We start from the raw sequence: 21,803 nt of genomic DNA, 5'->3' as shown, positions 1-21,803 counted from the left end.
TTGTCATGTTTCATATGAACAGATACCTGGGATTTCTGCTGTTAAGAGGACATATTGCTGTAATAATATTGATGTTATCAACTGTTGTCAGCGCACAGAATCTTCCAAGCCTGTTATCCGGACGTGATATCAACAGCACATTTGCCATTGTGGCATACGATAAGGCGACGCAGAAATGGGGCGTAGCAGTGGCAACCAATAACATATATGTCGGTAATTCAACCGTCTATATAGAACCAGGCGTGGGGGCGGCAGCCGTCATTGCAGAAACGGAGCCCGTATATGGTATCAATGCGCTCAAAAACCTGAAACATGGCCATTCCCCGGCGCAAGCCGCTCAATACACCATACAGACAGACTCCATGCCGGATTACCGTCAATTGGGAATTGTAGACAGAAACGGCCGGACCTTCGGATATACCGGTCATGCATTGTCTTATTGGAAAGGATACGCAGGACACAGAACAGGACCAGGATATGTGGTAATGGGGAACCAGCTGGCAGATAGTGTGCTGGTGAGAATGGCGGACGGATATGAAAAGACTGCCGGGTCCTTTGCACAAAGATTATTGGCTGCATTGAGCGCCGGACAGGCTGCGGGGGGACAACTCTCAGGAAAACAATCGGCAGCGCTCAGGGTAGACGGAATGAATACCTCCTGGAACAACCGGATTGATTTGAGGGTGGATAATGACGTTGATCCTGTCAGCAGCCTGCAGACTTTGCTGAACTACCACGAGGGACGTATTATATTAAACAGGTCCGTTGCAGCTATACAATGCGGTAAAACAGACACCGGAAAACAGTTGCTATCGCAGGCAACTGCACTTTTGAAAGGATGGTTCGGTATGTACGGCAAACTGGCGACTGCCTTTATTATGACCGGAGAAGAGGAAAAAGCCATACAGATCATTCAGGATGCTTTACAGCATCAGGAAGGCTGGAAGGAAAACCTGTCCGCTTTCTATTATCTGGAGAAACATGATTCCTTCCGGAAATTATTGAATGAATCAGCATTCTCAGTAAAAGACTGGGCAGCTGCTATTCAGCAGGAACTGAATATGGGGAAAAATACCGCTGCGCTGGCATTGGCAAAACAAATGACAACGAAGTATCCCACATCCTCCCACTTACAGTATCTGCTGGCTAAAGCAATGTTGGCAAACGGAAACAGACCAGATGCCTGGGAGAGCCTGCGCCGCGCCATCAAAATCGACCCGGAAAACGGTGATGCAAGAAGGATGCTGGCGAAAGAATTCAGCCATAAAGAATAACCCTGATCATAAAATCTTCAATACCCCTTACAGCGTAGACATCTTCGCCAGGAACGATGCGCGATACGCTTTTTAAGCCACTTTATTCCACTTTTTATTTCTCTTTTGTTTTTCTCTGTACAAGAGAGGGATATCTCCTTGAATGTTAAACCAATAATATCATTTATTATGAGAATACCACGTGTCCTTCATCAAACATGGAAGAATCGCGATATTCCGGAAGAGTTTGAGCGTATGTCTCAAACCTGGAAAGACAAACACCGCGGCTGGGAACATGTTTTCTGGACTGATGAAATGAACCGGAATTTTATTAAAGAACATTTCTCTTTCTTTTTATCAATTTATGATAACTACCCCACTAATATTCAACGTGTGGATGCCGTCAGGTACTTTGTGCTCTACAAATACGGCGGCTTTTTCATTGACCTCGATTTCGAATGCCTTGCCAATATAGAACCCCTTGTAAGCAATACTTCGTGTGTATTCGGGAAGGAACCTTTGGAGCACTGCCTCATTCATCAGAAGGATGTTATTATCAGTAACGCATTTATGGGGACAGTGCCGGGTTTTCATTTTTTGGGCGCATTATGTAAAGAGCTGGAAGCCGACAGACAGCTGACGGACCATCCCAATAACAAGGTGTTGGAGGTAACCGGTCCCTTTATGCTGTCCCGCCTGTACAATGACTATAAGAGAAAAGAAGATATTCTCCTGCTTGACGCCGATCTTATCTACCCGCTGACCAAAGACGAGTTGGAGGACTGGAACGGAACACAGCAAAATCAAGCCATACAGCAAAAATTAGAACGTGCGTATGGAATTCATCACTATGCCGGTACCTGGTGGAAAAAAAATCTCGTATGAGTATTAAGATACCCGTTATAAGCTGTGTCTGCGTGACAAGGAATAAACCGCAGATGCTGAAAAAAGTAATAGCTTGTTTTACTGCGCAGTCCTATCCGGAAAAGGAACTGGTCATTGTCTATGAAGACGACGATGCCGCTACGGATGAACTGGTCAATGAAGCCGCAATAATCTCCAGAGATGATATTCAGCTTGTGAGAATAAAATCGTTTCCCAAAACCACGCTGGGGGAACTAAGGAACATAGGCATACATACCTCCAAAGGAGAATTTATTTGCCAATGGGATGATGATGACTGGTACCATAAGGACCGCCTGGCTGAACAGTACAATGCCGCGGTAAATCATGACCGCGAAGGAGCGGTAATGACCCGGTGGCTGGTATTTGATGCCATTGATAGGCAGGCTTACATTTCCAACAAGCGGATGTGGGAGGGAAGTGTGTTGTGCCGGAAATCGGTCCTTCAGCTGATGCCTTATGAAGATAAGACCATTGGTGAAGACAGTGCTACGATTGACTACCTGGTGTCACAAAAATGCCTTCATCCTATGAATGGTGTGCCGGGCTTGTATATCTACATATATCATGGCGGCAACACATGGAATTTTGATCACTGGAGCTATATTTTTGAATGCAGTACGGCTTTGTCATACGATCATTCGCAGTGCATTGCAGATATTCTGGATGGTAACTATACTGTTTACGCAGGTTCTTTATTACTTGATAAAATACTGCAAAGTGAATATATAGATAAAAGAATACTCGGTTAAAACTAAACTATATGTGGTTTTGGGATTTGTTACTGGGTATATATTGCCTGAAAATACTGATCTGGTTTGTCCTGTTGCTCACCAGGAAGGTCCGGCCTGAAAAGCCTTTGCAACAGATGGAGAATGAGATACTGTCTGTAGATGTTCTGCTGCCGATGTACAACGAGGAACGGGTGGTTGTGAAAACGATTGAGAACCTGCTGAACATTGATTATCCGGGCTGCAACATTATAGTGGTAGACGACGGATCATCTGACGATAGCTATCAGGTCGCCTGTCAGCACTTTGGTGATCATCCCAGGGTGCGGATTGTACGTCAAAACAATGCCGGCAAATCAGCGGCCTTAAACAGGGCAATGAATTTATCGGAAAGCGATATTATTGTCTGTGTAGACGCGGACACATTGGTGCGGGCTGATATCATGGATATTATATTGCCTTGTTTTCAGGATAAAAAAGTGGCTGCTGTTTCGGGATATATAAGGGTGGGAAATAAGGTTAATTTACTCACACACATGCAGTTTGTCGAATACATCACTCTGCAGAACTTTGAGCGGTCGGTATTTGAAGATGTGAATGGCATACTGGTGGTGCCGGGCGCGTTGGGTGCCTTTCGCCGCGAGGTCGTAAAGAGCCTGGATGGCTTTACATCAAAGGCGCTGGCAGAAGACTGTGATATTACCCTGAGAATGTTGTGCGCAAATTACGTGATCAAAAATGCCGCAGAAGCTATTTCGTTTACAGAAGCGCCTGATACTGTCAATATGTTTTTTAAACAACGGGTAAGATGGACGGTAGGATTAGTGCAGGGACTGCTGCGATACGCAGGCCAGCTGACCAGGCATCCCAACAAGGCATTAGCTTTTATCGTTTTGCCGTATACCTGGTGTTTTAGGATTATCCTCCCTTTTTTGGTCCCGCTGGCGGACTATTTTTTTCTCGCCGGTTATTTCCTTTTGGGGCACCATGAACTCCTGCCAGTCTATCTGATCTGCATGGCAGTGGAAACCTTTATCACAGGCTTTATCCTGGTATCGGAAAAGCAGCGCTTCAATCCCCTGCAGCTGATCTTTATGCAGAAAATTTTCAGACACCTGGTCCTGTTTTCCTACGTGTGCATCTTTTTAAGGTGGACAAAAGGAAGTTTGTATAAATGGAATAAAATACCAAGACAGGGAAATGTTGAACTCGATTAACCACGGTCCATTATGATTCCCCATATTATTCATCTGATCGGCGCTACGCAGCAGCCACCGCAGATATGTGTTCCTTATATAAACAGGATGCGCGCATTGCATCCGTTGTGGCAGATAACCATCTGGGACGACGTGGCGGCGCTCACCCTGGTAAGAACGCATTTCCCCGATTGGGAATATTGTTACCAGAACTACCAGGCCCCGGTGCAAAGGACTGACATACTCAGAGTAATGCTGGTTTATTTGTATGGAGGCTTTTACCTGGACATGGACATACTGTGTTTTAAAAGCCTGGACGACCTTTGCAGCCACAATCTCGTATTGGGTGTGGAAAAAAAACTGTCTCCGTTGGAATCCTGTAAGCTTCATCATATTTATCCTACCAGGATTGCCAATTATATGTTTGGCAGCAAGCCCAGGCACCCATTTTGGCTGGATTTTCTTGCGGAAGCCGGGAAGCGGGCAAAGGTGGCCATAAAATCGGAATCAGATGTACTGGAAACAACCGGCCCGGGATTGCTAACAAATGTATACCACGAAAGTGAAGCCCGGTATGATGATATTACCTTGTTGCAAAATGAAAAAGAAGCCTGCTGGAAATCATGCGGGCCTGCATCCTGTCATTTTGGAACATATGCGGTACATCTGCATATGGGGTCGTGGCGCTGGGAGGCAGCTCCTGTAACTATTTAAATATCCGCTTTAATGATGAATACGCAAGATTTGCAACCAATGAAATTGCAGGACGAAATATTGGTACTGGAAACCTATAGTGCCCACGAATCGGCTTATGATGGTCTCTCCGGATTGTTTAACTCCGTGAAGGATATCGGTAGAATAGTGGAAGATACGGCCGCTGTTTGTGGAGCGAAGGTGCTGGTATGCGGGATAGGACCGCTTTATCAGCACAAGATATCACCCCTGAATAAAAACGTTATTTTTACCACGTTTGAATCCGATCAACTGCCGGAAGAATGGGTAAGAACGATCAATCACTATCAGCATTGCATTGTGGCGCATGCCGCTATTAAAGAAGTGTTTATTGCGTCTGGCATTCGTATACCCGTCAGCGTGCTACATAACGGCTATCAGCGGTATACGAGACAGGAGGACGGAAAGGTAAAGCATACATCTTTTAATATTGGTTTTTTGGGTATTCCCGTCAGCCGGAAGAACCTGATAAAATTATATGAAGCATGTAAACAACTACAGCAGACAATGATCCCGGAATTACAATTGTATGTGCATGTAGCTACGTTTTACGACTGGCTGGATCCCACGCCTTTTGAAGAAATGAAAATGGACAAGATGGTACACTGGACAACGGGCAAACTTACTCCGCAGGAGGTCTCCGATTGGTATAGTCATTTGTCGGCTTATGTTTTCCCTTCCAGCGGAGAAGGCTGGTCATATACACCAAGAGAGAGTTTGTATTTGGGGATACCTGCCATTATTTCGGATATTCCTGTGCATCGGGACCTGATAGAAACGGGTTTTTATAAGCGGATCAAAACATCGGGAAAAATTCCTGCTGATTTCAATGGCGTCGTTCACGGTAGTTGGGACAATATCGAAACAGATGATATCAGAGATGCTATTGAAGATGTCTACCGGCGTCATGGGCATTTTCTGAATAAAGCCGCGCAGGGAGCGGAATGGATAAAGAACCACTGGAAGAATGAAGATATCGCCAGTGAGATCATTGACTTGTTCAGAACATTGTAAGGAAGGTTACACGAGCAACCCCGGTTTATAAATAATTCAATAACGAAATAATAGAGAGACTATGAGTCTTATTCCGACTATCATTACCGAACCTTCGATTGGACAGCAGGCATACCTGAAACACCTTCAGACGGCCGCTCCTGATGCTATACCGGATTATGTTACCATTAGGATAGACATGGACGAATTACATAGGGAGGCAGTTGGAAAAACCATTTCCTTTTTTGTGAAGAGACATGAAAGTTTAAGGACAGTATTTCCACTGATTGATGACGAGGTGAAACAGGCCGTGGTGGATTACGACGAACAACGATTTGCGGTAGAATATATAGCTGTGGGGACGTCTGACGTGTTTTCCCCGGCGGTCAAAGAAGAATGTTTTAAAAGAGCCGGACGTATTTTTTCGGATATACAAAATGGCCCGCTTGTAAAGTTCTTTGTGTTTAAGGAAACATCCGATGGTTATCGGTTTTATATGCTCATACATCATATCATTTGTGATGGATGGTCTATAGAACTTATCGGGCGGGAGCTGCGCTTGCTTTATCAGTTTTATGCATCCGGGATGGAACCGGACATAGCACCATTAAGTTTCCAGCTTAGGGATTACTGCCGGAAACAGAATGAATGGCTTCGTGGAAGCAGGGATGCATTGGAGCGATTTTGGAAAAACAGGGTGTCGGGTTACGACAGTTTGTTTAACATCAACAATTTTTACGAGGGATACCTTCAAAGAGGGAATGAAAAATTGTTGCGGACAGAAGCCGGCCTGGAGAATATGAGCATAGATGACTTACTCCGGACATACCGGCATCCTAAAGCCCTTGCTCGCAACAGTACCGTATCCGGAGAGCGCTTTACAAATATGAAGATGTTGGCAGGTGCTAATCATTGTACAATATCTTCTATCGTATACGCAAGCTTGTATATATTCCTGTTTTGCTATACCGATAAACAGAGGATACTGTTGGCAGCATTGATAGCTGACAGATTTACACAGGAAAACCAGCTTTTGATTGGCTGTCTTCTTGGCGGGGTTTATTTTCCCCGGGAGATAGCCGGACATTGTACTATTAATGATTTTATCAGTGAAACGTTCCGCGATGTATTTGCTAATTGCAGGAATATTATACCCAGTCACGAATACTTACACCTTGATGCCGTGAAGCTGCATGTGAGCACTGACATATACATTAATTATCAGCAGGAAAAAGACAGGCTGGCCCCTGATAAAGAAGAAAGTGAAGAGCATTATGAAATACCGGGTATTTTTTACCCTTTGGATTTCATGATTACCGAATATACGGATGGCCTGCATTTTAAGTGGAAATATAATAAATTGTTGTTTGAGGACGAATTGATCGATGATATGATACAGTGTTATGACGATGTACTGGATTTTATTGCATTTAACGGCGATAAAACACTGGGGGAAGCATGCGCGTATAGTAAAACCGCTAATCGGTCTCTTCCTGAGTTGTAACGCTCCGCATAGAGAAACTAACTGGAAGAAGGGCTCTCGGGAGAGGGCCTTTTTATTTTATACGCCTGGCAGACCAAATATGATGTATTGACGGATAGCATAGTAAACAGTTTCTTATTCCGGTGATGAAACTATACGTCTACTGTCTATGCCCTGAAAATTTTTACCAAAACATTCATTTTGAACGTTTTTTTGAATATTTTTACTCCCTTTATTAAAGGCTTGATATCATTAATAAAACAATCTGTCAGGCCCTATTTGAATGCAATTTACATAACATGCTGATAATCAACAATTTCGAAGAGTACAAGGCGCATCTTGGCAAAGAGTTAGGTGTTTCCAACTGGCATACAATAGACCAGGAACAGATTAATAAATTTGCCGATGCAACGCTGGACCATCAATGGATTCATACAGATGCAGAAAGAGCGAAGCAGGAAGGCCCCTTCCATGCCACCATTGCTCATGGCTATTTAACACTGGCATTGATACCCTATCTCTGGAAGCAGATTGCAGATGTGCGCAATATTAAGATGGAAATAAACTATGGCATAGAGAGTTTTAAATTTGGACAGCCTGTTCTGGTGGACAGCGAAGTGCAGCTTAAAGCCAAACTCAATGAGATAGTGAATTTAAGAGGCGTTACCAAAGTGGTGATCGAGGCCACGCTTAATATTAAAGGTCAGCAGAAACCGGCCTATACCGGCAACGTAGTTTTCCTGTACCATTTTATTTGATGCCGGAAGAAAGTTAAACAAATACCAACACAGCATAACAGCAGGTCTGTTTTTCGTTTAGGCGCTGTGGTTACCTAACAACTGTAAACGATATTAAGGGCGAGGGGCTGTCTCAAAGATAATTTGGGACAGCCCCTCGCCTTTGAGAAAATAGAAGTCATTATTGTTTAATATTTTAATCCCCCATAATCCCTGATTGTTTATAGCCCGAACAAAAAATTAATGAAAGCCAGGTTTATTCATCAGGACGAGAATCCCATAAGTTCTGGAACATCGAAACAATAGTAGATAAGCCCATACAGCCATCGCTATAGCGTATGTTATATTTTGTTGAAGGCTACTTTATGAAGGTGCTTTTTCTGAAAAAAAATACTACCTTTTGCGCAGATTTTGATGTATTGTAACATGTGTCCCTGTACTGATTGGTTGTTAACATTATTCATTATAATTGGATGACAGATGAGTGATCTGCCGGCTATCTTGTTTTCCCGACCCATCACCCGACCGGTTCCGGTATACCCAATATTTCGAAATTGCCCAACGAGAAATGTTTAGTTATCCAATATATTACTATGAAGTTTAAGTATGGTTTTATCCTTTTGTATTTTTGTTTAATAACCCCCTTTATGTCAACAGGTCAATCGGCCGGCGTGGAGCTTCCGAAATTGATCAAACCGGCGCCCGAGGCGGCTTCTATTACCAGATATGCATTGTACCCTGTTAGTTTTTTTACCGGGCTCCCCCAGATCTCTATTCCCATATATAACATCAATGTGAGGAATTTTAATCTGCCGATCTCGCTGAACTACCACGCGTCCGGGATTAAGGTAGATGATTATGCCAGTTGTGTTGGGTTGGGGTGGAACCTGAACGCCGGCGGCGCTATTACGAGAAGCGTCATGGGAGTGCCGGACGATGATTCATACGGCTTGTTTTATAATCCTATAAAACGGGAGAATCAGTACCGGGACAGCGACTTTAATAAGCTGGGAGACGCAGTGGAAGGGAACCTGGATACGCAGCCAGACCTGTTCTATTTTAACTTCCTGGGACAAACTGGTAAGTTTGTGTTTGGACCGGACAAGAAAATCAGGCTGCTGCCCAAAAGCAACCTGAAAATTAATTTTAACAATGGCGTGTTTTCTGTGGTGGATGCAGAAGGAAATACCTATTGGTTTGAGATGCGGGGCTCAACAAGGACCTGGTCAGAAAATAGCTCTGCCAGATACTTTCCCTATACCAGCTGGTACCTGACGAAAATCATTCTTAATAACAAAGCGGATACTATTTCTTTGGATTATATCAGTTCAAACCCGGGAAGACGGGAGAGTATTGATTTTCACTTGCCGTTGGGCATTGTGCCCAGCTCGTCGATGCCTGTTTCTATTAGCCGCATTGCATATCCTGTTCAGACTACCAACTATAGTGAATTTGAGGATATCTATCTCAAGTCCATTAAGTTCCCCGGAGGAAAGGTGAGATTTGCAATGTCATATGGTGTTCGTAAAGACGCCGGATTTTATACCCTGGATTCGATAATTGTAGAAAACGACGCAGTTCCGGTGAAGAAGTTTGCGCTGGCACATGATCACTTTTTCTCTGATCAGGGCCTCAACCCTTACGCCTATACGACAGATAAATACAGGCTGAAGCTAACGGAAGTAAGTGAGCTGGGAGGCCCCAATGACAATCCGGTCAAACACCGGCTGGTATATGAAGAACAGGCTAAGCTGCCTCCCAGAAAAAACTGCGGAATTGATTGGTGGGGGTACAGCAACGGAAGCGTCTATAATGAGCACTTAATGCCTTTGGACATTACAGGAAAGCAATATTATGTAGTGGATGGCGTGGTTACAAGTATTCCCAAATCAGAATTGATCGGTTTTGATCCTGACGGCAACAATATCTCCTATTCAAGCATTAGTAAGCCTGCAAACAGGACGCCCAATGCTGATGCTATGACGGCTGGGATGCTTAAAAGGATATATTATCCCACTGGCGGATATACGGATTTTAACTATGAACCCAACAGGATACAAATCGTTGAATCGAAGCCGAAGCCGGGTGGCAGTTACTTTGTGGCAGCCAAACCGGACGACCCTCCTAATGATCCGTCCCGTGTGACCGAGTTTGTTGCAGACGTCACTATTCCCGAAAATGATCCGGCCCCTGCGGAAATGCGCCTTTCTATACCGGTATGGAGTAATGAAACGCAGCCATATGCCATCTTTGAAAACCTCACGAAAGGTACCTGGCTGCGATATACCACTTTCCCGGGGGAACCGGTGTCCCGTACTTTCCGGGTGGCCTTGCAGGCAGGAGACAGGTACCGGTTAACCACCAGCATTGCGCCCGATCCTACTGGTAGCACTCCCGGTGAGCTCACTGTGTCAATGACACTTTCCTGGCCGGGCAGAGGTACCATACTTGTACCGGTAGTACAAAACGGCGCGGGGCTCAGGATTGAAAGCATCAGTTCATATACAGCAGATAATAAACTGGCGAAAAGTGAAAGGTTTAAATATGGTGAGAATGAGTCAGGGTTCGGGAAAATCAGGTTTTTTGATTACCTGTTCAATAAATGGGCTTATGAACAGCGTTACTCCTACTGTATAAAGTATGGTACGGGGGAAACGGGTATGTTTGTGACGACAAAAAAGGATATCTACAGCAGACCGTTATACAGTTATTCGGATATGGGAGGCAACACCATTTCCTACCCTGTGGTAACCAAATATGAAACCTCGGCCAATGGCGACAACGGTAAAACAGTCTACAAATACGACTTCGAATTTGATGATAAAATAGAAGGAAATTATCCGGAGCCACAATTGCTGGTCAGCGCGGAATGGAAAAATGGTAATCTATTGTCAGAGAGCATTTATAAGCGGGTGAAAGACACTACGTATAAACTGATCGGCGAAAACAGCAATACCTACGGGCTGTTTTTGTTCGATACCATTTACGGACTGAAAGTCCGGGCTAAAATTACGCCCGGAAACCACTCTATAAAAGGTTGTTCAACAGTAAACCCTGATCTGTTGAGGATTAACGATTTCTTTAATTATTTTGAATATCCTGTTATTTCAGGCGTTAAAAAAGTACTGTCCTCTACAACGAAACAATTTTCCGATAATGGAGACAGCATTGTCAACGTGTCAACCTATAGTTATGGAAATCCATCCCATATGTTGGCAACAGCGGTTGAATCAGCTGATAGTAAGGGGAGAACTATAAAGACTATCTACCGGTATCCGCAGGACAAAGCTCAGATAGCAAATATCCAACAGCCTGAATCCAACGCTATTGATACACTGGTTAGCAGAAATATGGTTGAGAGGCTGATTGAGCAGGAGGAGTATCGCGATAATCTGTTTGTTAAAAGGGATCATTTTGAATATGGCCTTTGGGGAGCACTCAATGAGTTGGTTGCGCTCAAAAAAGTGAACTTTAAGCTTGGGAATAGTAATACTGAAAACCGCTTTGAAGTTTTTGGCTACGATAAGTTTGGAAATATCCTGGAACAGGCTGGCAGCAACAATATTCATGAGGTGTATATCTGGGGATATAATAACCTGTACCCTGTAGCCAGGATCATGAATAATAATTATTCAGCTGTCCGGGCCCTGTTGAATGATAACATCATTCAAAACCCGGCCAGTATGCAAGCTTTGCATACCGAATTGGGAAAGGTCAGGACACATTCATCCTTGAGTACATCATTGATGGGTATTTATACTTACCTGCCATTGGTTGGTCAAACAAGCATAGTTTCCGAAAATGGCCGTATTACCTACTACGAGTATGATTCGTTTGGCCGTCTGAAGCTTATTAAAGACCAGGAGGGAAAAATCCTGAAGCAATTCGACTATCAGTATAGCGTGGACATAACAAAGTAGTTTGGTTTTGTAGAAAGTCAGATGACTTGATGACCCGGGGGCGGCTGCTCCCGGGTTATTTATTCAACCATACTTGTTCGGAAGAGTTTGGGGTTGACAACGTACCGCCAATGAGGGAATAGGTTTATTTTTTCCTCTGAAGACACTGATTTTCAGTGATTAACCTTATTTTCGCGGAATGGTGAATGCCGGAAAATACCGGATTTGATATTTAATAAAATATTCGAGCATGCCCGTGACAGAAGTTTTGATCACTGTTAAAAGTTACCCCATCGTATCTTCGCATTATGACGAACAGGTTAGTATAGCTGGTTTCAGAAGAGATGGCAGCTTTATCAGAATATACCCCATTCCTTTTTCCAAAAAAACTTACGACGAACAATATCAGCTCTACGACTGGGTGGAGCTCGATCTGGTACGTAATACCAGGGACTTCAGGCTGGAAAGTTTCAGTCCGGCCACCGCAGACGCCCCGGTAAAAGTAACAGGGCACATCGGTACAGAAGATCACTGGAGCGAGCGGAAGGCAGTGGTGCTGAGAAATGTATACAAGGACATGTCTACCCTGATCGTGGAAGCGAAGCATGAAGCGTTCTATACTTCCCTGGTAGTATTTAAGCCAATGCGGATAATTGATTTTGTGGTGGAAGAGACTGACCGGGAATGGGACCCGAAGCGTGTGGAGAAACTGCTGGAAGAGAAAGAACGAGGAAAAGTGTCCGAACAGCCTGAAGATTCGTTTGCTGTGATGAAGAAACTGCCGTATAAATTTTCCTACCGGTTCATTGACATCAAAAACCAGGAGATGACGCTGCCTGTGGAAGACTGGCAGCTGGCATCGTTGTACTGGAAAATGGTGAAAAAGAACGCCACTCCTCAGAGCGAGCAGAAAGCTGTCCGTGAGATAAGAAAAAAATATCTGTATGAATATGCCCGGAACAGCGATCTGCATTTTTTCCTCGGCACTGCGCAGCAGGTACATGCCAGCAGCAAACAACCTTTTACCATTGTTGGCCTGTTCCAGCCTACTGTACCGCCGGCAGTGATACAAGGCAGCCTGTTCTAAATAATTGGTAGCACCTAAGGGCGCAGTCCCAGCAGCCGGTCTGCATTGCCACTGGCTATCCGGGCTATTTGTTCGGCGGGCAGGGGCATATTTTCCAGGAAACTTTTACCTGCTTCATTGGTGCTGAAAGGATAATCGACTGAGAACATGATATTGTCGATGCCAAAAGTGGCCAGGGCAGCCATCAGCGGAGGCTCCGTGAAAATGCCGCTGGTGGTGATGTGTACCTGGTCGCGCAGTGTTTGGCCGACAGGCCGCTGCAGCCCTATGCTTTTGCCGGCGTTCTCGGTCCGTGCCATCATCATGGGGATCATTTCCCCCATATGGCCGATGATAATCTTCAACCGGGGATACCGGTCGAGGGTACCGGAGAAGACTAAACGCAATACATGCAAGGCTGTTTCCGAATGCCATCCCCATCCGTAAGCAGAGAGGACGGTGCCTGCCTGTCCGGGCAAATCACTGTAATAAGCCTTTGCCACAGCTTCCGGCGGCAGAGCGGGATGCAGGTACAGCGGCAGCTGCAGTTGTTCCGCTCTTTCCAGCAGCGGGGCAAACGACGGATGGTCCAGGAATCTGCCATTGGTAAGCCCGTTGATCAGCGCGCCACAGAAGCCATGCTCAACGTGTGTCCGTTCCAGTTCGTCGGCTGCGGCCTGGGGAGAGGGCATGGGTAAATGTGCAAAGGCTTTGAAACGGTCGGGGTGGGAGGCTATTCGCGCGGCAATAGCGTCGTTATACCGCGCTGCGAAGGCTTGGTCTTTTCCCGGAGGCAATAGTTCCGCTCCCTTTCCTGTTACTGACAATACCTGTACGTCAATTCCGTTGGCGTCCATAGATGCCAGACGGGCATCGGTAATATCTGCCAGCTGTGCTTCCATCTTGTTGATGGCCGATAATTCTCCTGTTACGCCCAGTTCCCGGGCCATGTCAGGAAAGACAATGTGTTCCTCTAATGTTACAATACGCATACACGAAATATTTGACCACAAAAGTCAAATTATCTCCCGTAGCAATCCTTGATCCGGATCAATAAATCAGCTGTTGGATTTTATTCTGCTAAGTGCTTCCTGGGTGATGTTCAGATAATTCGCCACTAGTTTATTAGGTAAACGGAGCACTACCTGCGGGTTTTCATCGAGCAACAAACGATAACGCTCTCTGGCGCTTAGAGTGATGAAATCTTCCAGGCGCCTGGTGTTGGTCACGTAGGCGTATTCAAGACAGTACCGGTAAAACAAGTCCCAGCCCGGTACATTATCTACGAGGTGATAATAATCAAGCCGGTCAATATACAACAGCTCTGAGGCTTCTACTGCCTGGGTGGCCTCTTTCAGTACCGTACCACCGATAAAAGAGGTGAGGGAAGAGGAAAATGAATTTTCGAAGGCAAAGCGCCGGGTCACTTCCCTTCCGTCCGGTTTGATAAAATATACCCGCAAACATCCTCTGTTAATAAAAAACATACGCCTGGAAGGCTCCCCGATCCGGGACACCAGCGTGTTCTTTTTCACCTGCAGGGGCTTGAAGTAAGGAAGTACCTGCTGCAGATCTTCCTCCTTTAACGGGCTATGCGTTGTAATATGTCTGGCCAGCTGTTCATACATGTTGAAAACACATCATTGCCCAAAAATACAGTTTGTTGTTTTTCCGGACATCAAAAAAAAATAATAAACAAATACACCCACAAAATTGTAATTACCCCTGATAGAATAATGGCCGCGTGAACAACTTTTAGTATATTCGGATAACATGAGCAACAGCGTAGCCACGTACGCAGGTTAACCAGCACCCGGATTCCACGTTTAACCCGATTGCCGGACAGTGAATAATGACAAACAACGATGGTTCCCATTGCAGCGTTTATTTTTCAGTTATCAGCCCGTGTATATGTCCCTGATGGATACATGCATGAAACATATTGTTTTTTAAACCAAATCTGAACCACATGAAAATTTCAAATCCTGTGCAAACAGCCATGGCTGCCGCATTGCTGTTCTCATCCTGCCTGCTGATGAATGCCTGCACTAAAAACCTGGCCGACAACACACTTTCCCAACAAACTACAGACGCTGCGAAGCGGGCCGCTGTGCTCACTGGTACTGTTACCGACAGTAGCCTGATCGCATACAAAAAGAGCCCGCATGAAATCTACGCCGGCTTTTACCGTTTCCAGGGCCCGTGTTATGGCGCTGCGCCCAATGGCTCTAATTTTTCACAGGTGCCCGACAGTCTCGATGTGCTGATCCTGTTTTGTTTCAGTTCCAGTTCCCCGATCGCAGACAGCGTGCCCCGATGGATCAATGCCCTGCATGCAAAGGGTACCAAAGTGATCGTCACCGGTAACCTGGACCTGGCGCCGGGCGCGCCGGACAACACTACCGGCTACGCCACTACTGCCAAGCGCATCATGGACAGTATCGTTAACCGCTACGGATTTGACGGTTATGACATCGATATTGAAAGTAATCCTTCCGGTACCGAATTGACCAGGATGGCTGGGGTTTACAGTGCCTTGTCCAAATACCTGGGCCCTAAATCCGGCACCGGTAAACTGCTGACATTTGATACCAATCAAAGCGGCAGTAACAGCCTGTTCAAAAAAGTATACACCATGGTAGACTATGTATGGCTGCAGGCTTATGGTAGGGGAGCATCCACGCTTCAGTCCACCTGGAATACTTTTGCTCCGTATATCAAATCCACACAGTTCATTCCCGGTTTCTCCTTTTATGAAGAAAGAGGCTATCCCGGCAATGTGTGGTACGACGTGACTTATCCTGTAAATGGCACCGGCCGGGCTTTTGACTATGCACGGTGGGAACCTTCCGGTGGTAAAAAAGGCGGGGTATTCAGTTATGCCATAGATCGGGATGCGCCGTTAACGTCTTCTACGGACAACACGCTTTATACGCCGACTTATATCGTCAGCAAAATGTTGATACGGATTATGAATCCCTGATGAAGAATAAAACAGTCACGCCTTCATCTTACAGCGATGAAGGCGTGATTAAGTGTTATTGATGCAGTCCCTTTTTCCTCAGATATCGAAGCAGTTGCTCCGGTAAATCAGTCTGGATAACATTGGCGCGTTTGAACTTTGAAAGCAGTTGATCAAACCCTGTATTTTCGGCCGCTTTTTCCATATCGTCAAAATCTCCCAAAGCGTTGATCCATACCCGTGACCCTGCGGTACGGATGTCGTTGATGACATTGTCTGAAAAGGAGTCGTCAATATGAATAACGGGGAACTGGCCCATTTCCAGGATGGCGGCTGTTTCCACGGCGTTATGTGCCCTTGGCATAACAGGTATTTGTTTGTCAATCTTTTGCAGGAACGGCACCTGTTGATGATCATACACGAAGAACAGCACCTGCCTGGCGGTGCCGGTAGCCTGTACCTCTTCACATGTTTTGCGGGCTGCTTCCCGACTGTCGGCCTTGAAGTCTATATCGATGATAATATGTCCTTTGGCCAGCAATAATGCCTCTTTGAAAGTGGGTATTTTCTCGGTGGTAGGCTGCCCGTTATGCAGTAAAGGAAACTGTTGCAGTTCTGCATAGGTATAGCTGGTTACTTTTCCTTTCTTTCCTGTGGTGCGGGTGATGGTTTGGTCGTGCATAAGCACCAGCACGCTGTCTTTGGTCATCCGCACGTCCAGTTCCGCGATGTCTATGCCTTGTCTGATCGCTTCTCTGATAGCACCTAAGGAGTTTTCCGGGTAGTAGGTATGTGCCGACCGGTGTGCGGCCACCAGGACACGTTCGGGGTGCTGGTGAAAATCTTCCAGTATAGAATCAATCTTTTCTTTGGCGGTAGTTGTTTGTGCATGGAGGGAGCTCCAGGTGCCGAGCCATGCCAGTACGATAAAAAAACAGCGTTTCATGTGGTTGTGTTTTTGATTTAAAAATATCCGTTGTTCTGTGGGAATTTGACGGTAGACAGATCTATCTGTGCCTGCGGAACAGGGCGTAAAACGTGGTACGCCTTAATGTTTACCGCATTGGGATTGTATTTCTTCACTCTTTCTATCAACTTGCCGGTGCGGACAAGGTCCATCCAGCGCATTCCTTCGCCACCCAGTTCCCGTGCGCGTTCATCGAGGAGCTGGTCAATGTCCAGCCGGGCGGCGGTAACATCTGGCAACTGTTTTCCTGGTTTGGCAGCCCTGGCCCTGACGGCGTTAAAGTAGGGAAGCGCCTCGTTGGGCTTTCCGGCCATGATCAATGCTTCAGCCGCCAGCAGGTAGGTTTCTGAGAAGCGGTACACAAAAAAATCCCGGAAGCCGTTGAGGGCCTGTACGCTGGCGCGGGTAGGGTCATCGTGTTTTTTGATGCCCCAGTGCATATTGTCGTTGTTGGGCGCAATCAGCGAAGTGACGCCCGGCGACAGTTGCCATACTACGGTGTCGCCTATCTTTTTTCCCGGAGGCAGGGTGGCGGTGTTGTTGTACGTCCACGTATAACGGAAGGTGACATCAAAGCGGGCATCGTTTGGATCAAACAGTTCTCTGAAGAAGGCGGTAGGCCTGAAGCGGGTATAGGGGCGCCCGCCCTGTTCCAGGTCGCGTTTCAGGCCGGCATACTGGTCGTATGCCGGTGTAAAGAAAGCATGTCCCTGGTTGCCGTCGTCATTAAACAGGGCATTGTTAAGGTATTGTACGGCGAATACTATTTCGGTATTTCGCTGGTTGTTGTAGTCAAACACGCCGCCATATGTTTTTACCAGCTGGTAAGGACCTTCTTTGATCACTTTTACCGCAGCAGCGGCAGCGCCGTCATAATCTTTCAGCAGCAACTTTACTTTTGCCAGCTGGTGAAGCGCGGCGCCCCTGGTGATCCGTCCGTAGTCGGGAGACGTCCAGCTTAGCTGATCGGCTGCGAACTGGGTATCTTCCAGCATGTTTTTCCAGATTTCCTCTTTGGCCGTTCTGCCGGCATCAGTCACCACGCCTTTGGTTTCGTGTGCTGAATAAACTACATCCCCGAACTGAAGGGTCAGCCAGTAATAATAATGTGCCCGAAGGAATCGGGTTTCCGCCTTATACTGTGTTTTGAGCTTATCGTCCATGGCCACTGCGTCTATCCTGTCGAGGACGGTATTGGCGGCATTGATGCCGGCATAACAATCATTCCAGATACCGTTCAGGTAATCATCCGCAGGGTTGAGGGCGGCGGAATAGTCGTCCATATATTTATAACCGCCGTCTTTTCCGTGCTGGAAGAGGTCAGTGCCCATAGTCGTAACAGTAAAGCCTTTCTGGGAACCGTATAGTCCTCTCAGTTTGCTGTATACGCCGGTAACACCGTTGGATATGCCGGCCGGCGTGCTGTATATGGCTTCCGGTACCGGTTTGTACAGCTCTTTTTCATCCAGGCTGCAGGAGGTAAAGAGCGTGCAGCACAGGGATATGGCAGTAAGCAGATGAAGATGTTTATTAAATAACATAACCTGTTTTTTAATCGTTAGAAAGCAGCATTAAGGCCGATGGCATACATTTTTACGGTAGGGTACATGGCACGGGTGCCGTCTGATTCAAACTCCGGGTCTTGTCCTTTATAGTTTGTAATGGTAAATGGATTCTCGGCGCTCAGCGTGATTTTTAAGGTTTTGATGGCGGCGCGCTGCAGCCATAATGACGGCAGTGAATAAGCTACTGCCAGGTTTTTGATCCTTACGAAGCTGGCATCTTTGTAAGCCAGCGTGGAACCGAGGTACACGCTTTCCTGGTTCTTATCAGGACGCGGGTTGTCATTGGTCGGATTTTCCGGTGTCCAGTAATTTACGTTGATGTTGTTGTACCTGCCGGCCAAACGGTTGTTGTTTTCAAACCACCTGGAGTTGATGAGATAATGCTGACGGGTATTGATCACAACGGCCAGCTCCAGTCCCTTGTAGGAGAACCGGTTGGTCATACCGCCGATCCAGCCGGGGAATTCTGATCCGAGGACCACACGGTCCTGGTCACTGTACTGTTTGTCGCCGTTTCTGTCCAGCAGCTTTATCTGTCCGGGTTTGGCGCCGTAATCCTTCGCTGTTTCCAGCTCGCTGGTTTGCCAGATGCCTGTTTTCTGATAGTCATAGAATACTTTGATAGGTTGGCCAATAAACCACTGGTTGCCCACATCATCTTTCCCGTCGCCATACAGTTGTACAATCTCGTTTTTGTTGGTGGAAAAATTCAGATCGGTGGTCCATTGAAAGCCGTTTTCGTTGTTGATGTTGACGGTGGAGAGGGTTACTTCCCAGCCTCTGTTGCGGGTGGCGCCAATGTTTTGCAGTACTTCCGTATAACCGGTGCTGCCGGGGATACTTCTTCTCAACAGGATATTTTTGGTATTGGCGATATAATGTTCTACGGTACCGGTGATACGGTTATTAAACAGCGCAAAGTCGATCCCTGCGTTCAGCGAAGTCGTGGATTCCCATTTAAGGTTGGGATTGGCAATAGTGGCGGGCTGGAAGCCGTTCATCCCTGTTTCCCCGAAAGCATAGCTGCTTTTTTTGAGCGTGCTGAAAGTGCCGTAGGGCAGAATGCCGTTAAAGCCGGTACTGCCGTAGCTGAGGCGCAGTTTTAAGGCGTTTACCTGGCGGAGGGACTGCATAAACGGTTCGGCATCTACGCGCCAGGCCACAGCGGCAGAAGGGAAGTAGCCCCATTTATGTCCGGCAGCGAAAACGGAAGAACCATCTGCTCTGCCGGTAATGGTCAGGAGATAACGGTTTTTATAATCATAGTTGACGCGGGCCATATAAGACAACAGGAGCGACCTGCGGTAGTCGCTGCTGATGCCGGTCACTTCGCCGGCTGTTTCCAGGTTGTGATAGCTTTGGGTTTCATAGGGCAGTTTGTTGGCCCTGATACCGGAGCTGTTGACGGTTTGCTGTTGGGAGCTTTGCAGCAGGGTAACGCCCAGGCGTTGCGACTTTGACAGCTGTCTGGTATATTTCAGTATATTCTCCACTGTTACAGAGAACATGTCTGAATTGCTCAAACCTGCGGTGGCATTGCCTCCCTGGTTATCGTCTGTTTCACTTCCCTTGAAATAACCTTCTTTAGACGCTTCCATTTCCGGGCCTATGTTCAGACGGTAGGTAAGATCTTTAAAGATGTCCCATTCGCCGTACATGCTGGCAAACACACGTGTCTTATAACGTTGGATGATGGTGTTTTTGATGATCATCAGCGGGTTTACCCGTTGTCCTTCGTCATTATTGGGACGGAACAGCAGTTTGCCGGTGCTGTCATACGGAACGCCCAGTGGGTTTAAACGCAGGGCGTTGTCAAATACGGTATTGTCGGTAACATTCTGTGACGACATGCTGGCCAGTGTGGACACGCCCATCCGGATTCGGCTGTTGACCTGATGATCGAGGTTGATACGCAGCGCCCCGCGGGTGAAGTCTGTTTTATCCACGATCCCTTTTTCTTTGAAGTAGTTAAAGGAAACCGCGAATTGTGTTTTTTCCTTGCCACCGGTCAATGACAGCTGGTGGTTTTGTTTGGCGCCGTTATGGTAGATAAGGTCCTGCCAGTCGGTAGATTTGCCTTGTGCCAGTGATCGCAGTGCGATATCATCAAAGAGTGTGGCGTCGGCGGGATAGTTGTTATTGGGGTCGGCTGTTCTTGCAGCTTCGCGGCGCAGTTGCGCGAACTGTTCACCGTTCATCAGGTCCAGTTTTTTAGTGATAGCCGTAATGCCATAGTAAGCGTCGTAGGCGACATTTGTTTTTCCTGCTTTTCCTCTTTTGGTGGTGATGATCAATACGCCGTTGGCAGCGCGGGAGCCATAGATAGCAGTGGAAGAGGCATCTTTCAGCACTTCTACGGAAGCGATATCGCTGGGGTTGATTTCATTGAAACCGCCTACCATCGGGATACCGTCCAATACGATCAGGGGGCTGTTATCATTTTTGATGGAGCGTTGTCCGCGCAGGAGGATGTTGGCGCCTGCACCTGGTTCATTGCCGCTGCTGAACACGTCCAGGCCGGCGACTTTTCCTTTTAGAGCCTGTGCGGCATTGGTGGTGGGCTGTTCCGCGATGTCGTTTCCTTTTACGGAAGAGATGGAGCCGGTGATGTCGCGTTTCTTTTGTGTGCCGTATCCCACTACCACTACTTCTTCCAGTCCCTTTACGTCTTCGTGCAGTACCGTTGCAGGCAGCTGACGGGCGGATACCGTTATTTCCCGGCGCATATAGCCGGACATGGAAAAGAGCAGGATATCGCCGGTGGCGGCGTCTATGGAGAAAAGGCCTTCACTGTTGGTGATATCGCCGCGGTTGGCGTTTTTTACGGCCACCGTTACGCCTGGCAGCGGCATGCCTTTTTCGTCTGTGACTTTGCCTTTCACTTTTTCTGCCGGTATGACAGGAGGGGCGGCGGCAGCCGTTTCTTTCTCCAGGATGATTATTTTGTTGTTTTGTATTTTGTAGGTCAGCCTGGTGTTGCGCAGCAGTTCATGGACGGTCCATGCCACCGTTTTTTTATTGGCATGTAGTGCTACGGTCCTGTAGGGTGCTATCAGCTGTTCATTGTAGACAAACAGGTAGTTTGTTTTTTGTTGAATGATAGCCAATGCTTCTTTTAGCGATTGACCGGAAAACGTGTAGTCGATGGTTTCCGTGCCGTCAGGTGACTGTGCGTGGGAAGCGGCTCCCGGCAACAGTTGCGCGATTACGATGATAAGGATAAATAGCCTGCATCCTGTTTTCCTGATTTGTTGAAGTAGGGACACGACGATACTGGTATAAATTTTCATACCTTTATACGGGTTTTAATAATTGA

The 21,803-nt window shown here is 46.6% G+C and carries 16 protein-coding genes; 11 read left to right on the top strand and 5 right to left on the bottom strand.

All coding sequences use genetic code 11. The features are described from left to right. The first annotated feature begins 5 nt into the window (after positions 1 to 5). The 10 genes from ACTJJS_RS25550 (at position 6) to ACTJJS_RS25505 (ending at position 13,014) form a co-directional block, all read left to right on the top strand. Complete coding sequence (locus tag ACTJJS_RS25550) at positions 6 to 1,274, top strand: DUF1028 domain-containing protein (RefSeq protein WP_440666087.1); 1,269 nt, start codon at positions 6 to 8, stop codon at positions 1,272 to 1,274. A 168-nt stretch (positions 1,275 to 1,442) separates the two neighbouring features. Next, complete coding sequence (locus tag ACTJJS_RS25545; protein ID WP_440666086.1) at positions 1,443 to 2,138, top strand: glycosyltransferase family 32 protein; 696 nt, start codon at positions 1,443 to 1,445, stop codon at positions 2,136 to 2,138. Next, positions 2,135 to 2,908: a glycosyltransferase family 2 protein gene (locus ACTJJS_RS25540; RefSeq protein ID WP_440666085.1), complete on the top strand. Its 774-nt coding sequence runs from the start codon at positions 2,135 to 2,137 to the stop codon at positions 2,906 to 2,908. The genes ACTJJS_RS25545 and ACTJJS_RS25540 overlap by 4 nt, the downstream gene beginning before the upstream one ends. Before the next feature lie 11 nt (positions 2,909 to 2,919). Next, positions 2,920 to 4,104 carry a glycosyltransferase family 2 protein gene (locus tag ACTJJS_RS25535; protein ID WP_440666083.1) on the top strand — a complete coding sequence of 395 codons (1,185 nt, stop codon included), beginning with the start codon at positions 2,920 to 2,922 and terminating at the stop codon, positions 4,102 to 4,104. Positions 4,105 to 4,116: 12 nt separating this feature from the next. Next, positions 4,117 to 4,797 carry a glycosyltransferase family 32 protein gene (locus ACTJJS_RS25530; RefSeq protein WP_440666081.1) on the top strand — a complete coding sequence of 227 codons (681 nt, stop codon included), beginning with the start codon at positions 4,117 to 4,119 and terminating at the stop codon, positions 4,795 to 4,797. A gap of 12 nt (positions 4,798 to 4,809) precedes the next feature. Further along, positions 4,810 to 5,829, top strand: a complete 1,020-nt coding sequence (locus ACTJJS_RS25525) for a glycosyltransferase (protein ID WP_440666079.1) — start codon at positions 4,810 to 4,812, stop codon at positions 5,827 to 5,829. Between the two features lie 61 nt (positions 5,830 to 5,890). Further along, positions 5,891 to 7,312, top strand: a complete 1,422-nt coding sequence (locus ACTJJS_RS25520; protein WP_440666077.1) for a condensation domain-containing protein — start codon at positions 5,891 to 5,893, stop codon at positions 7,310 to 7,312. A gap of 278 nt (positions 7,313 to 7,590) precedes the next feature. Beyond that, positions 7,591 to 8,049: a MaoC family dehydratase gene (locus ACTJJS_RS25515; RefSeq protein WP_168874604.1), complete on the top strand. Its 459-nt coding sequence runs from the start codon at positions 7,591 to 7,593 to the stop codon at positions 8,047 to 8,049. Positions 8,050 to 8,675: 626 nt separating this feature from the next. Further along, on the top strand, positions 8,676 to 11,948 hold the full coding sequence (locus ACTJJS_RS25510; RefSeq protein ID WP_440666075.1) for a hypothetical protein: 3,273 nt from the start codon (positions 8,676 to 8,678) through the stop codon (positions 11,946 to 11,948). Positions 11,949 to 12,177: 229 nt separating this feature from the next. Continuing rightward, complete coding sequence (locus ACTJJS_RS25505) at positions 12,178 to 13,014, top strand: hypothetical protein (protein WP_440666073.1); 837 nt, start codon at positions 12,178 to 12,180, stop codon at positions 13,012 to 13,014. 14 nt (positions 13,015 to 13,028) lie between these two features. On the opposite strand, the gene ACTJJS_RS25500 is transcribed toward ACTJJS_RS25505, so the two are convergent. Together ACTJJS_RS25500 and ACTJJS_RS25495 are read right to left on the bottom strand one after the other, a co-directional pair. After that, positions 13,029 to 13,985 (bottom strand): amidohydrolase family protein, encoded by a 957-nt coding sequence (locus tag ACTJJS_RS25500; RefSeq protein WP_440666071.1) that lies wholly within the window; start codon positions 13,983 to 13,985, stop codon positions 13,029 to 13,031. Positions 13,986 to 14,051: 66 nt separating this feature from the next. Then, positions 14,052 to 14,621, bottom strand: a complete 570-nt coding sequence (locus ACTJJS_RS25495) for a Crp/Fnr family transcriptional regulator (protein WP_440666069.1) — start codon at positions 14,619 to 14,621, stop codon at positions 14,052 to 14,054. A 341-nt stretch (positions 14,622 to 14,962) separates the two neighbouring features. On the opposite strand from ACTJJS_RS25495, the gene ACTJJS_RS25490 reads away from it, so the two are divergent. After that, positions 14,963 to 15,976, top strand: a complete 1,014-nt coding sequence (locus ACTJJS_RS25490) for an EndoS/ChiA family endoglycosidase (protein WP_440666067.1) — start codon at positions 14,963 to 14,965, stop codon at positions 15,974 to 15,976. Positions 15,977 to 16,031: 55 nt separating this feature from the next. On the opposite strand, the gene ACTJJS_RS25485 is transcribed toward ACTJJS_RS25490, so the two are convergent. From ACTJJS_RS25485 to ACTJJS_RS25475, 3 genes are read right to left on the bottom strand one after another with little or no spacing between them, the layout of a single operon-like run. Beyond that, positions 16,032 to 16,901 carry a glycerophosphodiester phosphodiesterase family protein gene (locus ACTJJS_RS25485; protein ID WP_440666065.1) on the bottom strand — a complete coding sequence of 290 codons (870 nt, stop codon included), beginning with the start codon at positions 16,899 to 16,901 and terminating at the stop codon, positions 16,032 to 16,034. A 17-nt stretch (positions 16,902 to 16,918) separates the two neighbouring features. Further along, positions 16,919 to 18,463 carry a RagB/SusD family nutrient uptake outer membrane protein gene (locus ACTJJS_RS25480; RefSeq protein ID WP_440666063.1) on the bottom strand — a complete coding sequence of 515 codons (1,545 nt, stop codon included), beginning with the start codon at positions 18,461 to 18,463 and terminating at the stop codon, positions 16,919 to 16,921. A 17-nt stretch (positions 18,464 to 18,480) separates the two neighbouring features. After that, positions 18,481 to 21,777, bottom strand: a complete 3,297-nt coding sequence (locus ACTJJS_RS25475) for a TonB-dependent receptor (RefSeq protein WP_440666061.1) — start codon at positions 21,775 to 21,777, stop codon at positions 18,481 to 18,483. Positions 21,778 to 21,803: the final 26 nt, after the last annotated feature.

This window comes from Chitinophaga sp. 22308 (genome assembly GCF_052045305.1).
Classification (GTDB): domain Bacteria; phylum Bacteroidota; class Bacteroidia; order Chitinophagales; family Chitinophagaceae; genus Chitinophaga; species Chitinophaga varians_A.
This window is presented reverse-complemented; position numbering and strand designations above follow the sequence as displayed.

Bases quoted from the DNA above. Each gene is read 5' to 3' on its own strand.
- ACTJJS_RS25550 (WP_440666087.1), top strand. From the start codon at position 6: ATGTTTCATATGAACAGATACCTGGGATTTCTGCTGTTAAGAGGACAT.
- ACTJJS_RS25545 (WP_440666086.1), top strand. From the start codon at position 1,443: ATGAGAATACCACGTGTCCTTCATCAAACATGGAAGAATCGCGATATT.
- ACTJJS_RS25540 (WP_440666085.1), top strand. From the start codon at position 2,135: ATGAGTATTAAGATACCCGTTATAAGCTGTGTCTGCGTGACAAGGAAT.
- ACTJJS_RS25535 (WP_440666083.1), top strand. From the start codon at position 2,920: ATGTGGTTTTGGGATTTGTTACTGGGTATATATTGCCTGAAAATACTG.
- ACTJJS_RS25530 (WP_440666081.1), top strand. From the start codon at position 4,117: ATGATTCCCCATATTATTCATCTGATCGGCGCTACGCAGCAGCCACCG.
- ACTJJS_RS25525 (WP_440666079.1), top strand. From the start codon at position 4,810: ATGATGAATACGCAAGATTTGCAACCAATGAAATTGCAGGACGAAATA.
- ACTJJS_RS25520 (WP_440666077.1), top strand. From the start codon at position 5,891: ATGAGTCTTATTCCGACTATCATTACCGAACCTTCGATTGGACAGCAG.
- ACTJJS_RS25515 (WP_168874604.1), top strand. From the start codon at position 7,591: ATGCTGATAATCAACAATTTCGAAGAGTACAAGGCGCATCTTGGCAAA.
- ACTJJS_RS25510 (WP_440666075.1), top strand. From the start codon at position 8,676: ATGTCAACAGGTCAATCGGCCGGCGTGGAGCTTCCGAAATTGATCAAA.
- ACTJJS_RS25505 (WP_440666073.1), top strand. From the start codon at position 12,178: ATGCCCGTGACAGAAGTTTTGATCACTGTTAAAAGTTACCCCATCGTA.
- ACTJJS_RS25500 (WP_440666071.1), bottom strand. From the start codon at position 13,985: ATGCGTATTGTAACATTAGAGGAACACATTGTCTTTCCTGACATGGCC.
- ACTJJS_RS25495 (WP_440666069.1), bottom strand. From the start codon at position 14,621: ATGTATGAACAGCTGGCCAGACATATTACAACGCATAGCCCGTTAAAG.
- ACTJJS_RS25490 (WP_440666067.1), top strand. From the start codon at position 14,963: ATGAAAATTTCAAATCCTGTGCAAACAGCCATGGCTGCCGCATTGCTG.
- ACTJJS_RS25485 (WP_440666065.1), bottom strand. From the start codon at position 16,901: ATGAAACGCTGTTTTTTTATCGTACTGGCATGGCTCGGCACCTGGAGC.
- ACTJJS_RS25480 (WP_440666063.1), bottom strand. From the start codon at position 18,463: ATGTTATTTAATAAACATCTTCATCTGCTTACTGCCATATCCCTGTGC.
- ACTJJS_RS25475 (WP_440666061.1), bottom strand. From the start codon at position 21,777: ATGAAAATTTATACCAGTATCGTCGTGTCCCTACTTCAACAAATCAGG.